18 protein-coding genes are annotated in these 20107 nt (G+C 65.7%); 4 read left to right on the plus strand and 14 right to left on the minus strand.

What is annotated here, in order from left to right; all coding sequences use genetic code 11:
- Positions 1-291: 291 nt before the first annotated feature.
- Positions 292-1734: a pyridoxal phosphate-dependent decarboxylase family protein gene (locus HL666_RS08645; RefSeq protein ID WP_172111832.1), complete on the minus strand. Its 1443-nt coding sequence runs from the start codon at positions 1732-1734 to the stop codon at positions 292-294.
- A 74-nt stretch (positions 1735-1808) separates the two neighbouring features.
- Here HL666_RS08645 and HL666_RS08650 point away from each other — a divergent pair, with 74 nt between their 5' ends.
- Both HL666_RS08650 and HL666_RS08655 read left to right on the plus strand, forming a co-directional pair.
- Complete coding sequence (locus HL666_RS08650) at positions 1809-2489, plus strand: ArsR/SmtB family transcription factor (protein ID WP_172180866.1); 681 nt, start codon at positions 1809-1811, stop codon at positions 2487-2489.
- Between the two features lie 131 nt (positions 2490-2620).
- Positions 2621-3289: an alpha/beta hydrolase gene (locus HL666_RS08655; RefSeq protein ID WP_376698582.1), complete on the plus strand. Its 669-nt coding sequence runs from the start codon at positions 2621-2623 to the stop codon at positions 3287-3289.
- Here HL666_RS08655 and HL666_RS08660 read toward each other — a convergent pair.
- From HL666_RS08660 to HL666_RS08705, 10 genes are all read right to left on the minus strand, one after another.
- The gene (locus tag HL666_RS08660) at positions 3243-4115 is read right to left on the minus strand and encodes a bifunctional helix-turn-helix transcriptional regulator/GNAT family N-acetyltransferase (RefSeq protein WP_172180870.1); all 873 of its coding nucleotides are present in this window, start codon (positions 4113-4115) and stop codon (positions 3243-3245) included. The two genes, HL666_RS08655 and HL666_RS08660, sit on opposite strands and share 47 nt — an antisense overlap.
- A gap of 130 nt (positions 4116-4245) precedes the next feature.
- Complete coding sequence (locus HL666_RS08665; protein ID WP_172111829.1) at positions 4246-5181, minus strand: sugar-binding protein; 936 nt, start codon at positions 5179-5181, stop codon at positions 4246-4248.
- A gap of 86 nt (positions 5182-5267) precedes the next feature.
- A complete protein-coding gene (locus HL666_RS08670; protein WP_172111828.1) occupies positions 5268-6365 on the minus strand; it encodes an ABC transporter permease in 1098 nt (365 codons plus the stop codon).
- Positions 6365-7120, minus strand: coding sequence for an ATP-binding cassette domain-containing protein (locus tag HL666_RS08675; protein WP_172111827.1), 756 nt, complete (start codon positions 7118-7120; stop codon positions 6365-6367). The genes HL666_RS08670 and HL666_RS08675 overlap by 1 nt, the downstream gene beginning before the upstream one ends.
- Positions 7121-7163: 43 nt before the next feature.
- Positions 7164-8486 carry a xylose isomerase gene (gene xylA, locus HL666_RS08680; RefSeq protein ID WP_172111826.1) on the minus strand — a complete coding sequence of 441 codons (1323 nt, stop codon included), beginning with the start codon at positions 8484-8486 and terminating at the stop codon, positions 7164-7166.
- Positions 8483-9940 carry a xylulokinase gene (gene xylB, locus HL666_RS08685; protein WP_172180872.1) on the minus strand — a complete coding sequence of 486 codons (1458 nt, stop codon included), beginning with the start codon at positions 9938-9940 and terminating at the stop codon, positions 8483-8485. The genes xylA and xylB overlap by 4 nt, the downstream gene beginning before the upstream one ends.
- Before the next feature lie 115 nt (positions 9941-10055).
- Positions 10056-11084 carry a LacI family DNA-binding transcriptional regulator gene (locus HL666_RS08690; RefSeq protein WP_172111824.1) on the minus strand — a complete coding sequence of 343 codons (1029 nt, stop codon included), beginning with the start codon at positions 11082-11084 and terminating at the stop codon, positions 10056-10058.
- Positions 11085-11201: 117 nt separating this feature from the next.
- Positions 11202-11534 (minus strand): PAN domain-containing protein, encoded by a 333-nt coding sequence (locus HL666_RS08695; RefSeq protein ID WP_172180874.1) that lies wholly within the window; start codon positions 11532-11534, stop codon positions 11202-11204.
- Positions 11535-11858: 324 nt separating this feature from the next.
- Entirely contained in the window at positions 11859-13031 is a 1173-nt protein-coding gene (gene pobA, locus HL666_RS08700) for a 4-hydroxybenzoate 3-monooxygenase (protein WP_172111822.1), read from the minus strand.
- 162 nt (positions 13032-13193) lie between these two features.
- Positions 13194-14114 (minus strand): helix-turn-helix domain-containing protein, encoded by a 921-nt coding sequence (locus HL666_RS08705; protein WP_172180876.1) that lies wholly within the window; start codon positions 14112-14114, stop codon positions 13194-13196.
- 135 nt (positions 14115-14249) lie between these two features.
- Between HL666_RS08705 and HL666_RS08710 the strand changes: the two genes are divergently transcribed.
- Entirely contained in the window at positions 14250-15413 is a 1164-nt protein-coding gene (locus HL666_RS08710) for a cytochrome P450 (protein WP_172180878.1), read from the plus strand.
- A gap of 342 nt (positions 15414-15755) precedes the next feature.
- On the opposite strand, the gene HL666_RS08715 is transcribed toward HL666_RS08710, so the two are convergent.
- A complete protein-coding gene (locus tag HL666_RS08715; protein WP_172180879.1) occupies positions 15756-16874 on the minus strand; it encodes an NADH:flavin oxidoreductase in 1119 nt (372 codons plus the stop codon).
- A gap of 103 nt (positions 16875-16977) precedes the next feature.
- Between HL666_RS08715 and HL666_RS08720 the strand changes: the two genes are divergently transcribed.
- Positions 16978-17379, plus strand: a complete 402-nt coding sequence (locus HL666_RS08720) for a winged helix-turn-helix transcriptional regulator (protein WP_172180881.1) — start codon at positions 16978-16980, stop codon at positions 17377-17379.
- Between the two features lie 89 nt (positions 17380-17468).
- On the opposite strand, the gene HL666_RS08725 is transcribed toward HL666_RS08720, so the two are convergent.
- Complete coding sequence (locus HL666_RS08725) at positions 17469-18446, minus strand: MBL fold metallo-hydrolase (RefSeq protein ID WP_246741489.1); 978 nt, start codon at positions 18444-18446, stop codon at positions 17469-17471.
- 56 nt (positions 18447-18502) lie between these two features.
- Entirely contained in the window at positions 18503-19999 is a 1497-nt protein-coding gene (locus HL666_RS08730; RefSeq protein WP_172111817.1) for an AMP nucleosidase, read from the minus strand.
- Between the last annotated feature and the right edge of the window lie 108 nt (positions 20000-20107).

Here is a 20107-nt window from a genome sequence, read left to right on the forward strand (position 1 = left end):
AATCATGTCTTCGGGTTAAGTGAGGCGAAGGACCGCCCTGGAGTTACAACGCTTCCAACTCGCCACAATTGCGTCCGCCCGGGGCAGGAAATTGGCCTCAAGGCCATCTTATCTCTCGCCGTCTCAACTCGCGAAGCCCGCGCTGTAGCATCCAAGCACCACTCCGGTTGCCCCTCGCTTAACGCCGAGAAGGCAGCCGAGGTCCGTTGCGGGGCGGAGATGTCTGCCGAAGCAGTGCGAAACGGGTTTGAGCTCTTCATCTGATGGGCGACGCGCTCAGATCTCACCGAATCAACCGTTGTCCAGCCTTGTCTCGCGCGCCAAGAGATCGTCGAGCACGTGCCGGGCTGCGGCAACCGCGCGATCGACGGCAGCCGTATCGGTTTGCCAGTTGCAGACGGACACCCGCATGCAGCGTCGCCCTCGCCATGTCGTGCCGCCGAAGAAGGCCTCTCCCGTGGCACAGATTTGGGCAATCACGAGGTCCGTTCGCCGATCGTGATCAGCCTCCGTCGCATCGGGGCGCGGGTCCAGAAACCGAACAAGGCCCTGGTTGATCGTGGGCTCGAACGCGACAGCGGCACCAGGTAGGCTTCCGATCCGAGTGACCAGCGCATGCGCGTGCGCGCAGCTGCGGTTTACGAGATCGGCGACGCCGTCGCGGCCGAGTTGGCGGAGTGCGGCATAGGTCGGCACGGCGCGACCGCGTCGCGACCATTCCGGATTCCAGTCGATCTGGTCGCGCGCACCATCGACATACATCGTATAGCTGGTGCGATGAGAAAACGCGCCGCGGTGAGCCTGCGGATCAGCAACGAAGGCGTAGCCGCAATCGAACGGCGTATTGAGCCATTTGTGCCCATCGTTGGTCCAGGAATCCGCCAGCTCGACGCCGCGTAGCAAATGCCTGTAACGCGGACTCGCTGCCGCCCACAAGCCGAACGCTCCGTCCACGTGCACCCATGCACCATGCTCATGAGCGATGGGGACCAGTTCGGCAAAAGGGTCACAAGCCCCGATGTTGAGATCACCCGCCTGCAGGATCACGATGGTCGGCTGTGCCGCTTCACTGAGGGCCTGGTGGAGTGCCGACGGATCGAGCTGACCCGCATGGCTGCATGGCAGCGATCGCACCGAGTTCTTTCCGAGCCCGAGAATCCGCAACGCCCGTTCGATAGAACCGTGACGCTCGCTACTGGTGACGACGCGGATCGCCGGAGCGCCGAACAGTCCCTTCTCCTCGACATCCCACCCTGCCCGCACCAGCAGACGATGGCGTGCGGCGCCGAGACAGGTCACATGCGCCATTTGCGTGCCGGAAACGAAGGCGAAGCTGGCGGTCGCGGGCAGGCCGAACAGGCGCTTCAGCCACTCGCCGGCAATTTCCTCGATGACCGCCTCGGCGGGGCCGCACGCGTGGATCGCCGCGTTCTGGTCCCAGGCCGAGACCAGCCAATCCGCCGCAAGAGCCGCTGGCAGCGTTCCTCCAATGACCCAGCCGAAGAAGCGCGCACTCGTGCTACCGAGAATGCCGCCCTCGACGTCGCGGACCAACTCGTCGAGCACCTGCTCGGAAGGAAGCCCCTCGTCGGGCAGCGGTCCCCCCAACCGCTGCCGCAGCGCATCCAGCGTGGCAAAGGCACCGACCGGACGGAGGTCCGCTTCACGAAGGTACTTCACCGCGTGCCTGAATGCGTATTCGAGGGGCGCAGTCCACTGGTCATGCCTGGTCATCTGTCCATCTCTTGCTCTGGCCGGCGGCCTTATAGGCGTTGAAACAAGGACGATGCTTCGCTATCGGTCAAACCATGAAGGACGGCCCTCATATCGCTGCCATCGCCGCGCTCATCGGCGACCCAGCCCGCGCCAACATTCTTTCCGCTCTGATGGACGGGCGCGCCCTCACGATCAGCGAGCTCGCGCGTTCAGCTAATGTCGGGCTTCCCACCGCCAGTACGCACATCAGCAAGCTCGAAGCAGCGGGCCTCCTCCTCTCGATCAAGCAAGGACGTCATCGTTATGTCCGTCTTTCCGGTGAGGACGTCGTCCACACACTAGAGACACTGATGTTGCTCGCTGCCCGCACCGGGCATCGGCGGGTCCGCACCGGCCCCCGCGACCCGGCACTGCGCGAGGCGCGCGTGTGCTATGATCACCTCGCCGGCGCACGCGGCGTGCAGATGTTCGAAAGCATGGTGCAGAGCCGACTGTTGGAATGCGGCGGCGGCCACGTTAGATTGACGAGCGCTGGGCGACGCTTCGCGCAGCGGTTCGGCATCGACCTTGGTGAACATCAGACCAAGGACAGCGTGACCTGCGTCAGTTGTCTCGACTGGAGCGAACGGCGCGACCATCTCGCCGGCCGGCTTGGCTGTGCCTGCCTATCGCGGATATTCGCACTGAAGTGGGCGCGGCGCGACAAGGACAGCCGTGCCGTACTCTTCAGCGCAAACGGACTGCGTGAATTCAACCGCCTATTTCCGATCTGACTCGCATCCGATCGCGCTCCGGGGACGAAAGTATGCCAGTCGAATTTGTTCTCGTCGCGGGTCCAATGGTCAGGGCATCCAGCTGGAAGCCGACGGCCGACCGACTACGCGCAGCTGGATGCGTAGTACAGGTGCCCGATATCCTCGCCCAATGCGCTGTTCCACCCGCCTGGAGCGACTGGACTCGACATCTTCTCGATCAGATCACGCCGTCTGAAGAGCTGATCCTGGTCGGGCACAGCTCGGCGAGCGCGCTCGTCGCCGACCTCGCAACGAGGTTGCCGGCACGGGCGATCATCATTTTCGACGGCGACATCCCGCCGCCAGAGGGGCGCGCCGGACCTGTTCGGCCTGCCCTTCACGATTTCATCCGAAGCATCGCTGCATCCGACGGAACACTGCCGGTCTGGTCCCGCTGGTTCTCACGGCATCCCGATCGTGCCGCAATCATTGGACTGGATCATCTTGCCCTCGATCCTGTCGCCCTTGCGGAATTCGAGATTGGACTACCACGGATGACGATCGGTTGGTTCAATGACGTCATCCATCTGGCGCCGTGGCATCATGTCCCGGCTGGTTATGTTCAGACGTCCCCCATATACGACCACGCCAGCGCAGAGGCGCGAAGGCGTGCTTGGCCTGTGGTGAGGCTGCGCGGAACTCATCTGCATCCCACCCTGAATCCGACCGAGTCCGCGAATGCGATCCTATCACTCGGGCGAGAACTCGAGGTGGCAAGCAGCGGCTCTGGGATTAAAGCCGCTTCTCGAAAAACAGATCCGGATAGGGATCGTCGTTGAAGCGTTCGATCTCGGTCCAGCCGGTCTTGCGATAGAGCTGCTGGGCCTCCGCCAACGCGCTGTTGGTGTCGAGCCGCAGCCTCGTGATGGACAGCCTTCGCGCGGCGTTCTCGGCCGCGTCCATCAACCGCCGGCCGAGGCCGAGGCCGCGGGCGGCGGGAGCGGCCCAGAGCCGCTTGATCTCGGCATCGTCGCGGCCGGTGCCCTTCAGCCCGACGCAGCCGAGCGGCAGGCCATCGGACAGCGCGACGAAGAACGCGCCGCGCGGAGCCATCATGTCCAATGCGTCGGGATCGCGCGACAGCGCCACGTCGTAGCCGCGCGAGAAGCGGCGTGACAGCTCGGCGTAATATTCGTTCAGACAATAGCGGGCCGATTCACCACGCGGATCGACCTCCTCGATGGCGATGCGGTCGCGGCCGAGCGCGGCGGCAACCATGTCCATGGCGGCCAGCAAGGTGTCCGGCTGACCGTGGCGCGCGATCATCGACTGCGCCTGTGCGTTGGAGAGCGTCTCATAGGCCTCGAACTCGCGGCGACCGGCGGCGGTGAGCTTGGCGATGCGGCGGCGCGCATCGTCGGAATGCGGTTTCGTCGTGACCAGCCCCTCCTCCTCGAGGCTGCGCAACAACCGGCTCATCAGGCCGGAGTCGAGCGCGAGATAGTCGCGCAGATCGGCGACGTCGCTGCGGCCGTGGCCGATGGCGTTGAGCACGCGCGCCGCGCCGAGCGGCCGGCCGCGGCCGAGAAACGAGGTGTCGAGCGCGCCGACTTCCGAGGTAACGGCGCGGTTGAAGCGGCGGACGCGGGCGACGGGGTCGAGCATGATATCTGACTTATGTCAGATAATTCGCCATGTCAATGCGAGCCGGGCCTGCCCCAGACAAAAAGGGCGGCCCGGCCGCCGGCCGAAGCCGGTTGCCGGACCGCCAGGTTTTCCCCGGGAGGAACTGCGATTAGTTTAGAAGCTTCGCGACGTTGTCCTTGGTCACGAGATCGAGGCCGGTGTAGATCACGTCCGGCACCTTCTCGCCCTTCTTGATCGCGAGCAGCGTGTCCATCGACTTCTCGCCCATCTCGAACGGCCGCTGGCCGGTCAGCGCGTTGGAATAGCCGTCGCGCAGCAGCTCGAGCTGCATCTTCAGCGTATCGGCGACGACGAGCGTCAGCTTGCCAGCGTCGATGTCCTTCTTGTTCTTGTTGACGAAGGCCTTGTAGCCTTCAGGTGCGAACATCGGCCAGCCGCCGATCGGCACGATGGCGCCGAGGTCCGGCGTCGCGGTGCGGAGGTCAGCCATCTGCTGGACGGCCAGCGCCGGATCGTCGTTGCAGAAGGTCGGCGAGCCCGCGACTTCCGTCCACTTCGAGCCCTTCAGCGCCTCACGCACGCCGTCGACGCGCTCGGCGAGATTCTTGGCGCCCGGACCGCCGGAGACCACGGCATATTTGCCGCCGTCAGGCCGGAGCTCGCGCAGCTGCTTGCCGAGCGCGAGGCCAAAATCCTTGTTGTTGGTGCCGATATAAGCGAGGCGCTTGGAGCCCGGCGCGTCCGCGTCGAAGGTGATGACGGGGATGCCGGCGGCGGTCGCCGCGTCGATCGACTTGGTCATCGCCGCGACGTCGGCCACCGAGATGGCGAGGCCGTCGACCTTCTGAGTGATGAAGTCCTGGATGATCTGCGCCTGCGTCGCCGGCTCGTGCTCGACCGGGCCCTTGTAGATGCACTCGACATTGCCGAGCTCCTTGGCGCGCTTCAGGCAGCCGTCGCGCGCGACGTCGAAGAACGGGTTGTTCATCGCCTTCGGCACGATGGCGAAGCGATATTTGGTCTCGGCCTGCGCCGGTCCCATCAGGATCGCGAGCGATGCGACCGCATACAGCAACTTTCTCATGGCTTCCCTCCTCCATGTCTATCCGTGATGATTGTCTGTGCCGGGCGCGGATAGACCTGAACAGTCACATCCCGGCCAGTATTCCGTCACAGCAATCGCGCACGGATCCGATCGACCAGCACGGCCGCGATGATGATCACGCCGACCAGCGTCTGCTGCCAGTAGGAGTTGACCTGCGCCAGCACGAGGCCGTTGCGGATCACCTCCAGCAGCACGCAGCCGACGATGGCGCCGAGCGGGCCGCCGATGCCGCCGGCCAGATTGGCGCCGCCGATCACGGCCGCCGCGATCACGTTCAGCTCGTAGGACGTCGCCATGTTGGCGGGCGCGGAGCCCAGCCAGCCGGAGATGATGATGCCCTGCAAGCCGGCGGCGAGCGCGCCGACCACATAGACCTCGATCTTGACGCGCGGCACCGACACGCCCGTCAGCTCAGCCGCCTTCTCGTTGCCGCCGATCGCGAAGACGTGGCGGCCGAACGCGGTGTGATGCAGCACCAGCGCCATCACCAGCGCCAGCAGGATCAGATAGATGAACGGGGCCGGCACGCCGTACACGTCGCCTTGCGTCAGCGCATAGAAGTAGTCGGCATCGGGACCGCCGGGGAAGCTGCCCTTGCCGTTGGAGACGACGTAGCCGAGACCACGCACGATCGAGAGCATGCCGAGCGTGGTCACGAACGGCGACAGCCCGAGCAGCGCCACGCAGGCGCCGTTGATGAGACCCACCACCAGCGAGACCGCGAGCCCCGCGAGCACCGAGACGATCAGGATCAGCCCCGGCACGTTGGCGACCACCGTCTTGCCGTCGGCGGCCAGATGCACGAACAGCGACGACAGCGGCATCCCAGGGGTCGACAGCGATGTCATCACCATCGAGGTGATCATCGCCGCGAAGCACATCAGCGATCCCACCGAGAGATCGATGCCGCCGGTGATGATCACGAAGGTGATGCCGAGCGTGGCGATCGCGATGAACGAGAAGTTTTTTGCAACGTTCTGCAGATTGCCCTGGGTCAGGAAGTACGGGCTCGCGAAGCTCATGATGACGATAAGCGCGATCAGCGCCAAGGTGACGTAGGCGGTCTGCGAGGCGAACACGCCGCGGTGCCACCACCTGCTGGCGCCGACATTGGTGAAGGTGACCTCGGGGCTCGCAGCGCTCGTTTCGGATGGAACGGACATCACGCCGCCTCCTTTGCGCCGGTGATCAGCGCGGTGACTTCCTCGGGGCTGGTCTCGGCGACCGGCTTGTCGGCCTTCTTCTCGCCGCGCCGCATCACCACGACGCGATCGCACACCGCGAAGATGTCGGGCATGCGGTGCGAGATCAGGATCACGGCGATGCCCTGCTCCTTGAGCCGATGGATCAGGCTCAGCACCTGCTCGACCTGGCGCACCGAGATCGCTGCGGTCGGCTCGTCCATCATCACCAACTTGGCGTTGGACAGCCGCGTGCGTGCGATCGCCACCGCCTGGCGCTGGCCGCCCGACATGTCCTTGACGAGATCATGCGGCCGCGTCTCCGAGCGCAGCTCGCGAAACAATTCCAGCGCACGCGCCTCCATGCCCTTGTGGTCGAGCAGCACGAGGGGTCCGAAATTGCGCTTCAGCTCGCGGCCGAGAAACACGTTGGCGGCGGCGGTGAGATTGTTGGCGAGCGCGAGGTCCTGATAGACGACCTCGATGCCGACGCTGCGCGAATCCATCGGGCGATGGAAATGCACCTCGCGGCCTCCGAAATGAATCGTGCCCTGGCTCGGCGGAAAGTTGCCCGCGATGATGCGCACCAGCGTCGACTTGCCGGCGCCGTTGTCGCCCATCAAACCGACGACCTCGCCGGGACGAATGGTGAGATCGACCCCGTGCAGCGCGCGGATCGCGCCGAACTGCTTGCCGAGCCCCTTCAGTTCGAGCACCGGCAGCGCGGCTGCGGCCATGGCAGTTGTTCCGGTCTGGCTCGTCGACGTACCCAGGCTGTGGTCAGACATAACGGTTCACCACGCTTTCGAGATATTCCTGCCGGCCGGATCGCGGCTGCGGATCGAGGCCGGTACTGACGGCGCGGTCGGCGAGCTCGGCGAGCGAACGGCGGCCGGCAACGATCGCCTGCCCCTCCTCGCCGTCCCAGCCGGCATAACGTTGAGCGAGCGGCGCGGTCAGCGCGCTGTCGGTGAGCATCTCATCCGCGGCGATCAGCGCACGGGCGCAGGCGTCCATCGAGCCGACATGGGCGTGCAGGAGATCGTCCGGATCGATCGACTGCCGGCGGATCTTCGCATCGAAGTTCAGGCCGCCCGTGGTGAAGCCGCCGGCCTTGAGCATATCATGAAACACTAGCGCCAGCTCCGGCACGTTCATCGCGAACTGGTCGGTGTCCCAGCCCAGCAGATCGTCGCCACGGTTGATGTCGAGGGAGCCGAACACGCCGAGCGCCTGCGCCAGCGCGATCTCGTGCTGGAACGAATGGCCGGCCAGGATGGCGTGGTTCTGCTCGATGTTGAGCTTGACGTCGTCGAGCAGATCGTACCGCTTCAGGAAGCCGTAGCAGGTGGCGACGTCGAAATCATATTGATGCTTGGTCGGCTCCTTCGGCTTCGGCTCGATCAAGAGTGGGCCCTTGAAGCCGATCTTGTGCTTGTGCTCGACGACCATCGAGACGAAGCGGCCGAGCTGATCGAGCTCGCGCTTCATGTCGGTGTTGAGCAGGGTCTCATAGCCCTCGCGGCCGCCCCACAGCACGTAGTTGGCGCCGCCCAGCCGATGCGTCACCTCGAGCGCGGCGCGCACCTGGCCCGCCGCATAGGTGAAGACATCGGGATCGGGATTGGTCGCGGCGCCCGCCATATAGCGGCGATGCGAGAACAAATTGGCCGTGCCCCACAAGAGGCGGACCTTGGCCGAGGCCATCTTCTGCTCGAACAGGTCGCCGATCGCATTGAGATTGGCGACCGACTCCTTCAGCGTCGCGCCCTCCGGCGCGGCATCGACATCATGGAAGGTGAAGAACGGCACGTCGAGCAGGCGGAACAATTCGAACGCGACATCGGCCTTGGCGCGCGCCATGGCGAGTGCATCGTCGCCGTGCTGCCACGGCCTCAGGAACGTCTCGCCGCCGAACGGATCGCTGCCCGGCCAGCAGAACGAATGCCAGTAGCAAACGGCGAAGCGCAGATGGTCCTCCATGCGCTTGCCCCTGATGACACGGTCCTTGTCGTACCAGCGGAACGACAGCGGGCTGCGTGACGCCGGGCCGCCATAAGTGACGGTCGCGCCGGTCTGGAAGAAGGGAGCCTGGACGTTCACGAGATGCACTCCTTGAGAGCAGGATAGAGCTTGCGCCAACGCACATAGGCGTCGTCGTAGGCGGCGCGCTGCGCGGCGCGGGGTTCGAAGCTCTGCAGCCGCCGCGGCTTACGGCAGACATCGGCCGGCGCCGCGCCGGTCGCCGCGAGACGGCCGAGCCTGGAAGCGCCGATGGCGGCGCCGACCTCGCCTTCCTCGACGCGGTGCACGGTGACACCGAGCACGTCGGCCATGATCTGCGCCCACAGCAGAGAGCGCGAGCCGCCGCCGACGAGATCGAGCGCGGCGATCGGCTGATCGCTGCGGCCGAGCGCGGCGAGCATATCGCGGGAGGCAAACGCCACGCCTTCCAGCACGGCCTGCACCAGATCGCCGCGATCGGCGGCGCTGCGCAGGCCGACCAGGGCGCCGGCGGCATGCGCATCATTGTGCGGCGTGCGCTCGCCGTCGAGATAGGGCAGGAACTGCACCGGGCTCGGCCGCGCGACCCTCGTGCCGAGCGGCGCCAGCAGCGTGGCCTCCGGCGTATCGAGAATGCGCGCCAGCCACGACAGCGAGGCCGCGGCCGACAGCATCACGCCCATCTGATGCCAGAGGCCGCCGAGCGCATGGCAGAAGGCGTGCACGGCAGCTTCCGGCGCCGGCGCGAACCGGTCGGTGACGCGGAACAGCACGCCCGAGGTTCCGAGCGACAGGAACGCGTCCCCCGGCGTGATCGCGCCGAGCCCGATCGCGCTGGCGGCGTTGTCGCCGGCGCCGCCCGCGATCACGACATCAGCGCCCATGCCCCAGCGCTGCGTCAGCTCGCGCGACAGCACCGCGCTCCTCTCATTGCCCTCGACCAGCCGCGGCATGTGACCGAGATCGAGGCCGGTCGCCGCGAGCAGCGTCTGCGACCAGCGCCGCGCGCCGACATCGAGCCACAGGGTGCCGGCCGCATCCGACATGTCCTCGGCCATCTCGCCGGACAGCCGATAGCGCACATAGGCTTTCGGCAGCAGCACCTTCGCGACTTCAGCGAATATCTCAGGCTCGTGCTTCGCCACCCAGACGAGCTTCGGCGCGGTGAAGCCGGGCATCGCGAGATTGCCGGCGATCGCATGCAGCTCCGGACAGCGGCGTTCGAGCTCGGCACATTCGGCCTGCGAGCGGCCGTCGTTCCACAGGATGGCGGGGCGCAGCGGCCGGCCGTCGCGGCCGAGCAGAGTGGCGCCATGCATCTGGCCGGACAGGCCGATGCCGCGCACCGCGGCCGTCTCGCGCGGATGGGTGCGGGCAAGATCGTCGACCGCGCCAAAGACAGCCTCGACCCAGTGATCGGGATCCTGCTCGGACCACAGCGGCTGCGGGTGCGACAGCGACAGCGGACGCGCAGCGCTGGCGACAAGCACCCCCGCCTCGTCCTCCAGCACGGCCTTCACGCCGGATGTGCCGACATCCAGTCCGAGAAACACTGTTCACTCCTCCCACACGGGCCTTCGGTCATCCGCGATCTGCGTCGCTTCGGGACTGGGCCCACTCTCATTTTGCTGCCTGGTCAGCCGACCGCGCGAACCGCGGCCGTCCGGCTCACGGCAGATTGTCCCGCATCACGATGTCGATGCGGATTGCTTCCTGCTCGCTCAGGAGCGGCTCGCCGCGCGCCAGCGCCAGCAGCACGCGCACCGCCGAGCGAGCCTCGTGTCCCGGATTCTGCGAGATGACGGCGTCCATCACGCCATTCAGCAGCAGCTTGCGCGTCACCGCCGTGACGTCGTGGCCGACGAACACGACGTCGTCGGCGCGACCGGATTCGGTCAGCGCCTTGGCCACGCCCGCGGTGCCGGCTCCGACGTTATAGAGGCCGACGATGTCGCTGGTCTCGGCCAGCAGCCTGCGCATGAGGTGTTCTGAGCGGTCGTCTACATCGTGGCCCTCAGCCACGGGCAAAACCTGGAGTTGCCGATATTCGGACGTCATCACCTGCGTGAAGCCGAAGATCCGCTCGGCATGGTCGCGCAGCCCCTGCGAGCCGGCGACGATCGCCACGCGCCCGGAGCGGCCGCCGATGAAGCGGCCGACCAGCCCCGCGGCGGTGCGTCCGGCCGCGATGTTGTCGACGCCGACATAGTGATGCCGTCGCGAGGACGGCACGTCCGACACCAGGGTCACGACTTTGGCACCGGATTCGACGAGATCGTTGATGGCGGCGCGAACGTTGGGATGGTCGAGCGCGACCACGGCGACGCCGTCGACGCGGCCGACGAGATCCTCGAGCTTGCCGGCCAGCACCGCTGAATCAAACACATCGGTGGTGACGACATCGACCGTCAGCCGGCGCGCGGCCATCCAGTTCGCGAGCTCGCCGAGATGTGCCTCGATCTGCTGCATGAACAGGTTGGCGCCTTCGGGCATGACGAACGCAAAACGCCTTGAGCGCGCGCGGGCCAGCTCGGAGGCTGCGGCATGCGGCTGGAACGAACTGCGCGCCATGGCGTCCCTGACGCGCCGCACCGTGTCCGGGCGGACGCCCGGCCGGTTGTGCAGGACGCGATCGACCGTGGCGAGACTGACGCCCGCCTGCCGCGCAATGTCCCGCAATGTCAGCGGTGCGTTCATGCTCCTCCCCTTCGGGTTGAGGAACTTAGCGTGATTTTTGAGGTGCGCAACTCATTTCTGAGGTGCGGCGCTCTCGGCCGCCAGGCTCGGCATGGACGAAACGGCTGCGAGGCGCCCCTAATCGATCCGCTGGCCGCCGGAAACTCCGGAAATGCAGCAAGGATTGGCCCGCGCCCGCGGCACTACGCGCTTGAGCCAGCAGCGCGCCGGCGGCCGCTGCAGCCCGTGCCAGAACGCCGGCGCCTTGACGTAGGTCCAGGCGCGGCACCGCGGCATTTCCCAGGTGCAGGTCTGACGGCAGGCCTGGGCGTCGTCGAAGGTGTCGAAGCTGCGGTAATCGCCGCCGGGACGGTCGATGTCGGTGGCGTAGAAGTCGTGCGCCGTCGCGGGCGCGGCAAGCGCCGAGACGAGTACGACCGCGGACACGACGATCAGGTGACGAAGATGCATGGCAGCCTCCTGTCAACTTGGACGATCAATAGAAGCGGCGCGCCGGGTTTTGTCAAACCCGCCCTGCTCCGCGCACGGCACACCCGCTGCTCCGGCCAATTCAGGACATCAGGCGGCCATCAGAAATTTCCGTTTTCCAGAATATTTTGCATTCGCTGACACACTCCGCGGCGAGTATGAAGGGCAAAAGTCCAATGGCCGGCCTGCCTCAAACCGCTCCCTGGGGGTATGGGTCCCGGCTCAAGGCCGGGATGACAGCAGAGTTTGCTGAGGCGCTGTGCCCTCATCAACGTTCGCCGGCAAGCCACACCGCTCCGAGGTCACCTAGAACGGCAGCCCGACATAGTTCTCCGCCAAGGACCGCTGCGCGGCCTCGGACGAGAACAGATATTCGAACTCCGTATCCTGCAGCTTGTCCTCATAGGGCAGCCGATCGGGGAAGCGATGCAGCAGGGTCGTCATCCACCAGGAGAAGCGCTGCGCCTTCCAGATGCGCGCCAGTGCCCGCTGCGAGTAGCCGTCGATGCCGGTATCGTCGCCCTTTTTGTAGTGATCGAGCAGCGCATGATAGAGATAGTAGATGTCGGACGCCGCCGAGTTCAGCCCGCGTGCGCCGGTCGGCGGCACGATGTGGGCGGCGTCGCCGGCGAGGAACAGCCGGCCGTAGCGCATCGGCTCGGCGACGAAGCTGCGCAGCGGCGCGATGCTCTTCTCGATCGACGGGCCGGTGATGAGCTTGGCTGCAATCTCCTCAGGCAGGCGGCGCTTCAGCTCCTCCCAGAACGCGTCGTCGCTCCAATCCTCGACGTTGTCGGTCAGCGGGACCTGGACGTAATAGCGGCTCAGCACCTGGGAGCGCAGCGAGCACAGCGCGAAACCGCGCTCATGCTTGGCGTAGATCAGTTCCGGCGAGACCGGCTTGGTGCGCGAGAGCACGCCGAGCCAGCCGAACGGATAGACCCGCTCATATTCCTTGATCTTGTCCTGCGGGATCGACTTGCGGCTGACGCCGTGAAAACCGTCGGCGCCGATGATGTAGTCGCAGTCGACGCGAATGATCTCGTCGCCGCTGCGATAGGTCACGTAAGGCTTGTCGGAGGCGATGTCGTGCGGGGTAACGTCCTGCGCATTGTGCACGACCTTGCCGCCGAGCTTGTCGCGGGCCTCGTAGAGATCGCGCGTCAGCTCGGTCTGGCCGTACACCATCACCGAGTTGCCGCCGGAATATTTGTGCAGGTCGACGCGATCGAGCTTGCCGTCATGGGCGATGTAGAAGCCGTGATGGATTTCGCCCTCGCGGTCCATCCGCTCGCCGCACTGCGCCTCGCGCATCAGCTTGGCGAAGCCGTGCTCGAGCACGCCGGCGCGGATGCGCGACAGCACGTAGTCGCGGCTGGATTTTTCCAGGATGATCGTATCGATGCCCTGCAGATGCAGCAGCTGCGACAGCATCAGGCCGGACGGACCGCCGCCGATGATGCAGACTTGGACTTTCATGGGCATCTTCTCCCGGATTCGCGACAACAGGCTTTTTGGGTTTGCTTGTCAGTTGCGGATTCTACCAAGGAATGCGCGGCGTCACTTGGATGGACGCTGCATTCTCTTGCACTTTTCCGACATCACGGCGGAACAGTTCGGCGGTACCCCAATCCCGTCGGATCAGCCGCGGCCACCGGCGACCTCGTCGCCAACGCCCATCGCGCGGCGATAGTCGCGCGGGCTGGCACCGGTGTGACGCTTGAAGAAGCGGCAGAAATAGGCCGGGTCCCTGAAGCCGAGCTCGAATGCCAGCTTCGACACCGGCGCTGCAATATAGGTGAGCCGGCGGCAGGCCTCGCGGGCGAGCCGCGCATGCACGATGTCGAGCGCAGACTGTCCGGTCTCCGCCCGCGTCAGCCGGTTCAGCCGCTCCGGCGTCATGCCGAGCTCGTCGGCATAGCGCGCCACCGACCAGTGATCGCGATGATGCGCCTCGACCAGCACGATGAAGCGCGTGAACAGCGCGGCGTGCCCGCTGCCGCGTCGCGCGCCCTGCGATTGCCGCGCGCTCTGTTGCGCCAGCCGCCACACGATCGAGCGCCCGAGCCAATGCGGCACCGGCGATGCTGCGGAATCGGCGGCAGCGAACTCATCGGCAAGATCGACGAACAGCGCGGCGATCCGGCCGGTGGCCACCGCCTGCGGCTCGAGATGCAGGATTTGCGGCGTTGCAAACAAATCGCGCAGCGCCTCGCCGGTGGCCGGCACGTCGCCTTCCACCACCGCGCGCGGATTGAAGGTGAGCACGAAGCCGTCGGTGTCGCGCGAGAAGCGGAAGGCGTGGACCACACCGGGCGGGATGATGACGGCGACCGGGCCGGTGCAGCGCTCGCGGCGTTCGTCCAAGGCGATCTCGGCAGGACCGGCGGCGACCCAGAGGATCTGGTGCAGGCCCTGATGCGTGTGCGCCTCGATCTCCCAGCGATACAGTCTGCTGCGCACCTGGATCGGCTCGATGTGCAGCATGTCCGGCTGCGCGGCGAAGGCTTCGCCGTACAGTGCGAAGGCGGGAATCGACGGCTTGGTGCGAAAGCGTGGCATGCGCGGCAGCTAAGCCGGAATGTCGGAAAAGTACAAGTCTTGACCGGCGTTCGTGTCTTACGCCGCGGCCGGAGCGCGATTAGGATCGCGAAAAGAACAACAACGACCACACTCAATGGAGAGGAGGCCCGAAAGATGTTCACGTTCGACCCGTATTCGCCTGCGGTCGATGCCGACCCGTTCCCGTTCTACAAGACCTTGCGCGACGAGCACCCCTGCTTCTGGAGCCCGCAGGCGCAGGTCTGGATCCTGTCGCGCTATGCGGATGTCGCGGCGGCCGGCACCAACTGGCAGACCTATTCCTCGGCCAAGGGCAACCTGATGACCGAGCTACCGAACCGCGCCGGGGCGACGCTCGGCACCACCGATCCGCCGCGTCACGACCGGCTGCGCGGTCTCGTGCAGCACGCCTTCATGAAGCGCAACCTGGAGAGCCTGTCGGGTCCGATCCGCGACATCGCCCGCGCCAGCGCCGAGGCGCTGCGCGGCCAGGAGCGCTTCGACTTCATCGAGGCATTCTCCTCGAAGTTCACCGTGCGTGTGCTGTTCGCAGCGCTCGGCCTGCCGCTCGGCGACGAGCAGACGGTGCGCGACAAGGCCGTGCTGATGGTGCAGAGCGATCCGGTCAGCCGCGCCAAGGGCCCGCAGCACATCGCCGCCTACACCTGGATGCAGGACTATGCGGCATCAGTTATCGCCGAGCGCCGCGCGCGGCCGCAGAACGACCTGATCTCGCATTTCAGCATGGCCGAGATCGATGGCGACAAGCTCGACGAGCGCGAGGTGCTGCTGACGACGACCACCCTGATCATGGCCGGCATCGAGTCGCTCGGCGGCTTCATGAGCATGCTGGCGTACAACCTCGCCGACCACACCGACGCGCGCCGCGCCGTCGTGGCCAATCCCGATCTGCTGGCGGACGCGGTGGAAGAGTCGCTCCGCTTCAACACCTCGGCGCAGCGCTTCCGCCGCTGCCTGCAGAAGGATCTCACCCTGCACGGCCAGACCATGCGCGAAGGCGACTTCGTCTGCCTTGCCTACGGCTCCGCCAACCGCGACGAGCGGCAGTTTCCCAATCCCGATGTCTACGACATCACGCGGAAACCGCGCGGCCATCTCGGCTTCGGCGGCGGCGTGCATGCGTGCTTGGGTTCGGCCATCGCCCGCATGGCGATCAAGATCGCATTCGACGAATTCCACAAGGTCGTCCCGGAATATCGCCGCACGCAGGAGCAGTTGCCCTGGATGCCGTCGTCCACGTTCCGCAGCCCGCTATATCTGGAGCTGACGGTGCATTAGTTGCGACAGCGGTCGGAGAAGCCCGACGACCGTTATTTCGTCTCCGCATCTACAAAGTCTCGCCCACGACAGAGGACGAGACGCAAGAAATAGAGCACGAGAGAGAGAGAGAAAAAAAGAATTGCGCGGCGAAGACAGTGCACCCTCTCCCCTTGTGGGAGAGGGTGCACCGCATGAGCGCAGCGAATGCGAGCCGGGTGCCTCCGATGCTTCGCATCTCCGGCACCCTCTCCCACAAGGGGAGAGGGTACACCGAGTACTTGGCTATGGACCGACTTAACTAACAGCAATCAGGGTTGTAGGAGACGCCGACAGGCCCGTATGACCGAGCCCATCAGCAGCTCACACCAGCGCGCCCAGGTCCGCGGCATTGAAGCCCTTCAGGCCCGCCTTGTCGCCGGCCTTGATCTTCGCAACCCAGTCGGCATCGCTGATCAGCGCGCGGCCGACGGCGATGAGGTCGAACTCGTCCTTGGCCATGCGCTCGAGCAGCGCATCGAGATCAGCTGAGCTCGACGGCTTGCCGGCAAAGGCCGAGAAGAATTCGTCGGACAGGCCCACCGAGCCGACGCTGATGGACGCCGCCCCCGTGATCTTCTTCGCCCAACCGGCGAAGTTGAGCCCCTTCTCGCCATCGATCTCCGGAAACTCCGGCTCCCAGAAGCGGCGCTGCGAGCAGTGCAGGATGTCGACGCCGGCATCGACCAGCGGCTGCAGCCAGTCGCCCATCAGCGCCGGCGTCTCGGCGAGGCGCGTCGCGTAGTCCTGCTGCTTCCACTGGCTGACGCGCAGGATGATGGGGAAGTCCGGACCGACCGCCTTGCGGATCGCCGCAACGATCTCGCCGGCGAAGCGCGAACGCTCCTTGATGGTCGGACCGCCATAGCGATCGTCGCGCATGTTGGTGCCGGACCAGAAGAACTCATCCACCAGATAGCCGTGCGCGCCATGGATCTCGACGGTGTCGAAGCCCGTGCGCTTGGCATCGGCGGCGGCCTGCGCGAATGCCGCGACGGTGTCGGCGATGTCGGTCTCGGTCATCGTGTTGCCGCGCGGCTTCCCCGGCGCGACCAGGCCCGACGGGCTCTCGACCGGCGCATCGGGCTCCCAGCGGCTCATGCCCTTGGTCGAGCCGGTGTGCCAGATCTGCGGTGCGATGCGGCCGCCGGCGGCGTGCACGGCGCTCGCCACGCTCTGCCAGCCCGCCAGCGCGGCCTCGCCGTGGAAGAAAGGAATCTGAGGCTCGTTGCGCGAGGCCGGACGGTTGATCACCGTGCCCTCGGTCAGGATCAGCCCCACGCCGCCTTCGGCGCGGCGGCGGTAATAAGCAGCGTTGGCCTCGCCGGGAATGCCGTTCGGCGCGGCGTTTCGCGTCATCGGCGCCATGACGATGCGGTTCTTCAGCTCCAGCGACTTCAGGCGAAATGGACGAAACAGCACGCTGGTATCGAGATCGGACATTCAGAAGGCTCCATTGCGTTCGGAACCGCTCCAGTATACTTCGTAAACCTGGAGTCAATCAGGCACCCGAAGTCGCTCAGGTATACCCGAGGAAACCGCCATCGTGACCGTTGCGTCGACGTCCGAGACCGCCCCGCTCCGCTGCAAGCCGCAGCACTTCTCGTCGGAATGCCCGAGCCGGGTTCTGATCGACCAGATCGCCGACAAATGGTCGATGATGGTGCTGGCGGTGCTCGACGGCGGCCCGCTACGTTTCAACGCGATCAAGAAGCAGCTCGAGGGCGTGACCCAGAAGGCGCTGACGCAATGCCTGCGCCGGCTCGAGCGCAATGGCCTGGTCGCGCGCGAGGTGATCGCGGGGTCACCGATCGCCGTCCAATACGAGATCACGCCGCTCGGCCGCACACTCCAGCCACCATTCCGCGCGCTCTATGCCTGGACCATTGCCAAGATGCCCGAGGTCGAGCAGGCGCGTCAGGCGTTCGATCAGCGCTGGGCGCGCTGATCTCGGACGGCGGTGCCTGCCGGGCGCCCTGGCGGCTATTGAGGAACCAGCGGCACCGGAGCCGACCTCAGCGTGTTGACGCCAGCAGCCTACGGGTCGGAACGCAGCGGCTGGATCGGCTGATTCTTGGCATCCGCTCCCTGCACATCGTCTCCGATCGTAAACGAATCGAGGTCGTGACCGACCACGAACGGGCCGCGATACGTCGTTTTCGTACGCGCGATCAGCATGTCCTCGGGAACGTCCTGCACGGGCTTCAACGTCGCGAAGACAATGTGCGAGTAGACGGCAAGCTTCGGGCCGGCGATCGAGAAGATCTTGCCCGCCTCCTCGGGCGAGGAGTGGTGCGCTTCAATTTCGCGATAGGACGGATAGCTCTTCGACAGCTCCGGCTCGATCACGGCAACCTCGTGAATGAGGAGATCGGCGCCTTTGGCCGCATTGGCGATCCGCTCGTCGTATTTGGTATCGCCGGAGAGCACCACCTTCTTGCCGTCATACTCGATCACGTAGCCGAAGGATGGCTTGATCTTCTCGCCGTGATTGACCTCGATCGCCGTCACCTTGACGCCGTTCTTGTCGTAGACCGGTCCCGGCTCGATATCCTTGGCTGCGAAAGCGACGCCCTCCGGAGGGAGATGTTCGTCATCCTCGCGAATCCGAATGTCCTCGGCAAACGCCTTGGTCAGATTCTCGGTCATCGCCACCGTCCCCTTGGGACCGAAGACGATCATGGGAGCCTTGCGCGATGCCCAGGGCGTTCCGATCCATCCGCTCAGCCACATGTCAGGCAGCCCGACGAGATGATCGGAGTGCAGATGGGTGATGAAGTGCGCGGTGATGGCGCCGAGAGCGACGCGCTTCTGAAACAGCCGGATCGTCGAGCCGCGGCCAAAGTCGAACAGCAGCTTTTCAGGACCGGCCTCGATCAGTGTCGACGCGCTGAAGCTGCTCACGCGCGGCGTCGGCGTTCCCGTTCCGAGCAATGTGACCTTCATCGTGTCGGCACTCGCAGCCTGTCCGGACACGAGCATGGCGACCGTCAAGAGTGTCGGCCCGATCCGCATTGTCTCTCTCCCTTTTCTTGTTGGTCTTGTTGTTCGTTGTCTTGGCCAAGTCCAAGCTACTGAAACGCGACCTCGGCGAAGCTGCGCAGCTTGCGCGAATGCAGCCGCTCGGATTCCTGGTGCTTCAACAGCTCCAGCGCCTTGAGGCCGATCTGGAGATGCTGGCCGACGCGCTGGCGGTAGAAGTCGCTGGCCATGCCGGCGAGCTTGATCTCGCCATGCAGCGGCTTGTCGGAGACGCAGAGCAAGGTGCCGTAGGGCACCCGGAAGCGATAGCCGTTGGCGGCGATCGCGGCCGATTCCATGTCGAGCGCAACCGCGCGCGATTGCGACAGGCGCCGGATCACCGCGGGGCCGGATATCTCCCAATTGCGGTTGTCGACGCTGGCCACCGTTCCGGTGCGCATGACCCGCTTCAGCTCGAAGCCGGAATAGCCGGTGACGGCTTCAACGGCTTCTTCGAGAGCGACCTGCACCTCGGCCAGCGCAGGGATCGGCACCCACGGCGGCAGTTCCTGGTCGAGCACATGATCCTCGCGGACATAGCCATGCGCAAGCACATAGTCGCCGAGCCGCTGGGTGTTGCGCAGGCCCGCGCAGTGCCCCACCATCAGCCAGGCATGCGGACGGAGCACCGCGATGTGGTCGGTGACGTTCCGCGCATTCGACGGGCCGGTGCCGATGTTGATCAGGGTGATGCCCTGGTGCCCAGGCTCGACCAGATGCAGCGCCGGCATCTGCGGCGTGCGCGCCGGCGCCGCGCCGGTGGTGCCGCCGCCAAGTCGGGCATTGCGCGTGATGACGTTGCCCGGCTCGACAAAAGCTTCAGCGTCGCCCAGCCCGGCCGCCAGCTGCTGACGGCCCCAATCCGCGAATGCGTCGACATAGAACTGGTAGTTCGTGAAGATCACGAAGTTCTGGAAGTGATCGGGGTCGGTCCCCGTATAGTGATAGAGTCGGCGCAGCGAGTAGTCGACGCGCGCCGCGCGAAACAGCGATAGCGGCTCCGGCATGCCGGGCTTCAGCTCGAGCGTGCCGTCGGCGATGGCGTCGTCCATGGTCGCGAGATCAGGGGCATCGAATACGTCGCGCAGCGAGCGCGTCACCAGCGGGCTTTCGTGATGCGGAAGCGCCGTCTCGATGTTGATGTCGCGCCGGTACGCGAAATGCACCGGGATCGGCTCGGCGGACTCGCCGATCTCGACCGGCACGCCGTGGTTCTCGATCAGCAGGCGGATCTGCTCGGTCAGATACGAGCGGAACAAGTCCGGCCGCGTGACGCTGGTCTCGTGCACGCCGGGCCCCGCGACGAAGCCATAGGCGAGACGCGAGTCGAGCCGCGCGTGACTTGCGGTGGTCAGCCGCACGAAGGGATAGGTGGCGCGGATCCGCGTCGCCGGCACGACGCCGTTGGCATAGGCCTCGAAATGGCCGCGCAGGAAAGCGGTATTGCGCTCGTAGATCTCCTCGAGCCGGGCCACCGCGGCCGCTGCGTCTTTGAAGCTTTCGGTCGGGAATGGTTGCGGCGATTGAACGGTCAAAGGCGGCCTCATCTTTCGGAAGCCGATGGTAAGCGAAGCTGCCGTTCCCGCGCAACGCCTGCCGGCGCATTGTCCAGCCGCCGCCGGAGGTCCCCTCCCCGCGCCGATGCGCGCAAGGAG

It is taken from the genome of Bradyrhizobium aeschynomenes, assembly GCF_013178945.1.
GTDB classification, from domain to species: Bacteria; Pseudomonadota; Alphaproteobacteria; order Rhizobiales; family Xanthobacteraceae; genus Bradyrhizobium; species Bradyrhizobium aeschynomenes.

What these genes read in the sequence shown, in the direction of transcription:
- pobA (WP_172111822.1), bottom strand. Translation starts at nt 13,031, where the DNA reads ATGAAAGTCCAAGTCTGCATCATCGGCGGCGGTCCGTCCGGCCTGATG.
- HL666_RS08690 (WP_172111824.1), bottom strand. Translation starts at nt 11,084, where the DNA reads ATGAACGCACCGCTGACATTGCGGGACATTGCGCGGCAGGCGGGCGTC.
- HL666_RS08675 (WP_172111827.1), bottom strand. Translation starts at nt 7,120, where the DNA reads ATGGCCGCAGCCGCGCTGCCGGTGCTCGAACTGAAGGGGCTCGGCAAG.
- HL666_RS08650 (WP_172180866.1), top strand. Translation starts at nt 1,809, where the DNA reads ATGAAGGACGGCCCTCATATCGCTGCCATCGCCGCGCTCATCGGCGAC.
- HL666_RS08710 (WP_172180878.1), top strand. Translation starts at nt 14,250, where the DNA reads ATGTTCACGTTCGACCCGTATTCGCCTGCGGTCGATGCCGACCCGTTC.
- HL666_RS08665 (WP_172111829.1), bottom strand. Translation starts at nt 5,181, where the DNA reads ATGAGAAAGTTGCTGTATGCGGTCGCATCGCTCGCGATCCTGATGGGA.
- HL666_RS08645 (WP_172111832.1), bottom strand. Translation starts at nt 1,734, where the DNA reads ATGACCAGGCATGACCAGTGGACTGCGCCCCTCGAATACGCATTCAGG.
- HL666_RS08715 (WP_172180879.1), bottom strand. Translation starts at nt 16,874, where the DNA reads ATGTCCGATCTCGATACCAGCGTGCTGTTTCGTCCATTTCGCCTGAAG.
- HL666_RS08730 (WP_172111817.1), bottom strand. Translation starts at nt 19,999, where the DNA reads ATGAGGCCGCCTTTGACCGTTCAATCGCCGCAACCATTCCCGACCGAA.
- HL666_RS08725 (WP_246741489.1), bottom strand. Translation starts at nt 18,446, where the DNA reads ATGCGGATCGGGCCGACACTCTTGACGGTCGCCATGCTCGTGTCCGGA.
- HL666_RS08670 (WP_172111828.1), bottom strand. Translation starts at nt 6,365, where the DNA reads ATGTCCGTTCCATCCGAAACGAGCGCTGCGAGCCCCGAGGTCACCTTC.
- HL666_RS08695 (WP_172180874.1), bottom strand. Translation starts at nt 11,534, where the DNA reads ATGCATCTTCGTCACCTGATCGTCGTGTCCGCGGTCGTACTCGTCTCG.
- HL666_RS08705 (WP_172180876.1), bottom strand. Translation starts at nt 14,114, where the DNA reads ATGCCACGCTTTCGCACCAAGCCGTCGATTCCCGCCTTCGCACTGTAC.
- HL666_RS08660 (WP_172180870.1), bottom strand. Translation starts at nt 4,115, where the DNA reads ATGCTCGACCCCGTCGCCCGCGTCCGCCGCTTCAACCGCGCCGTTACC.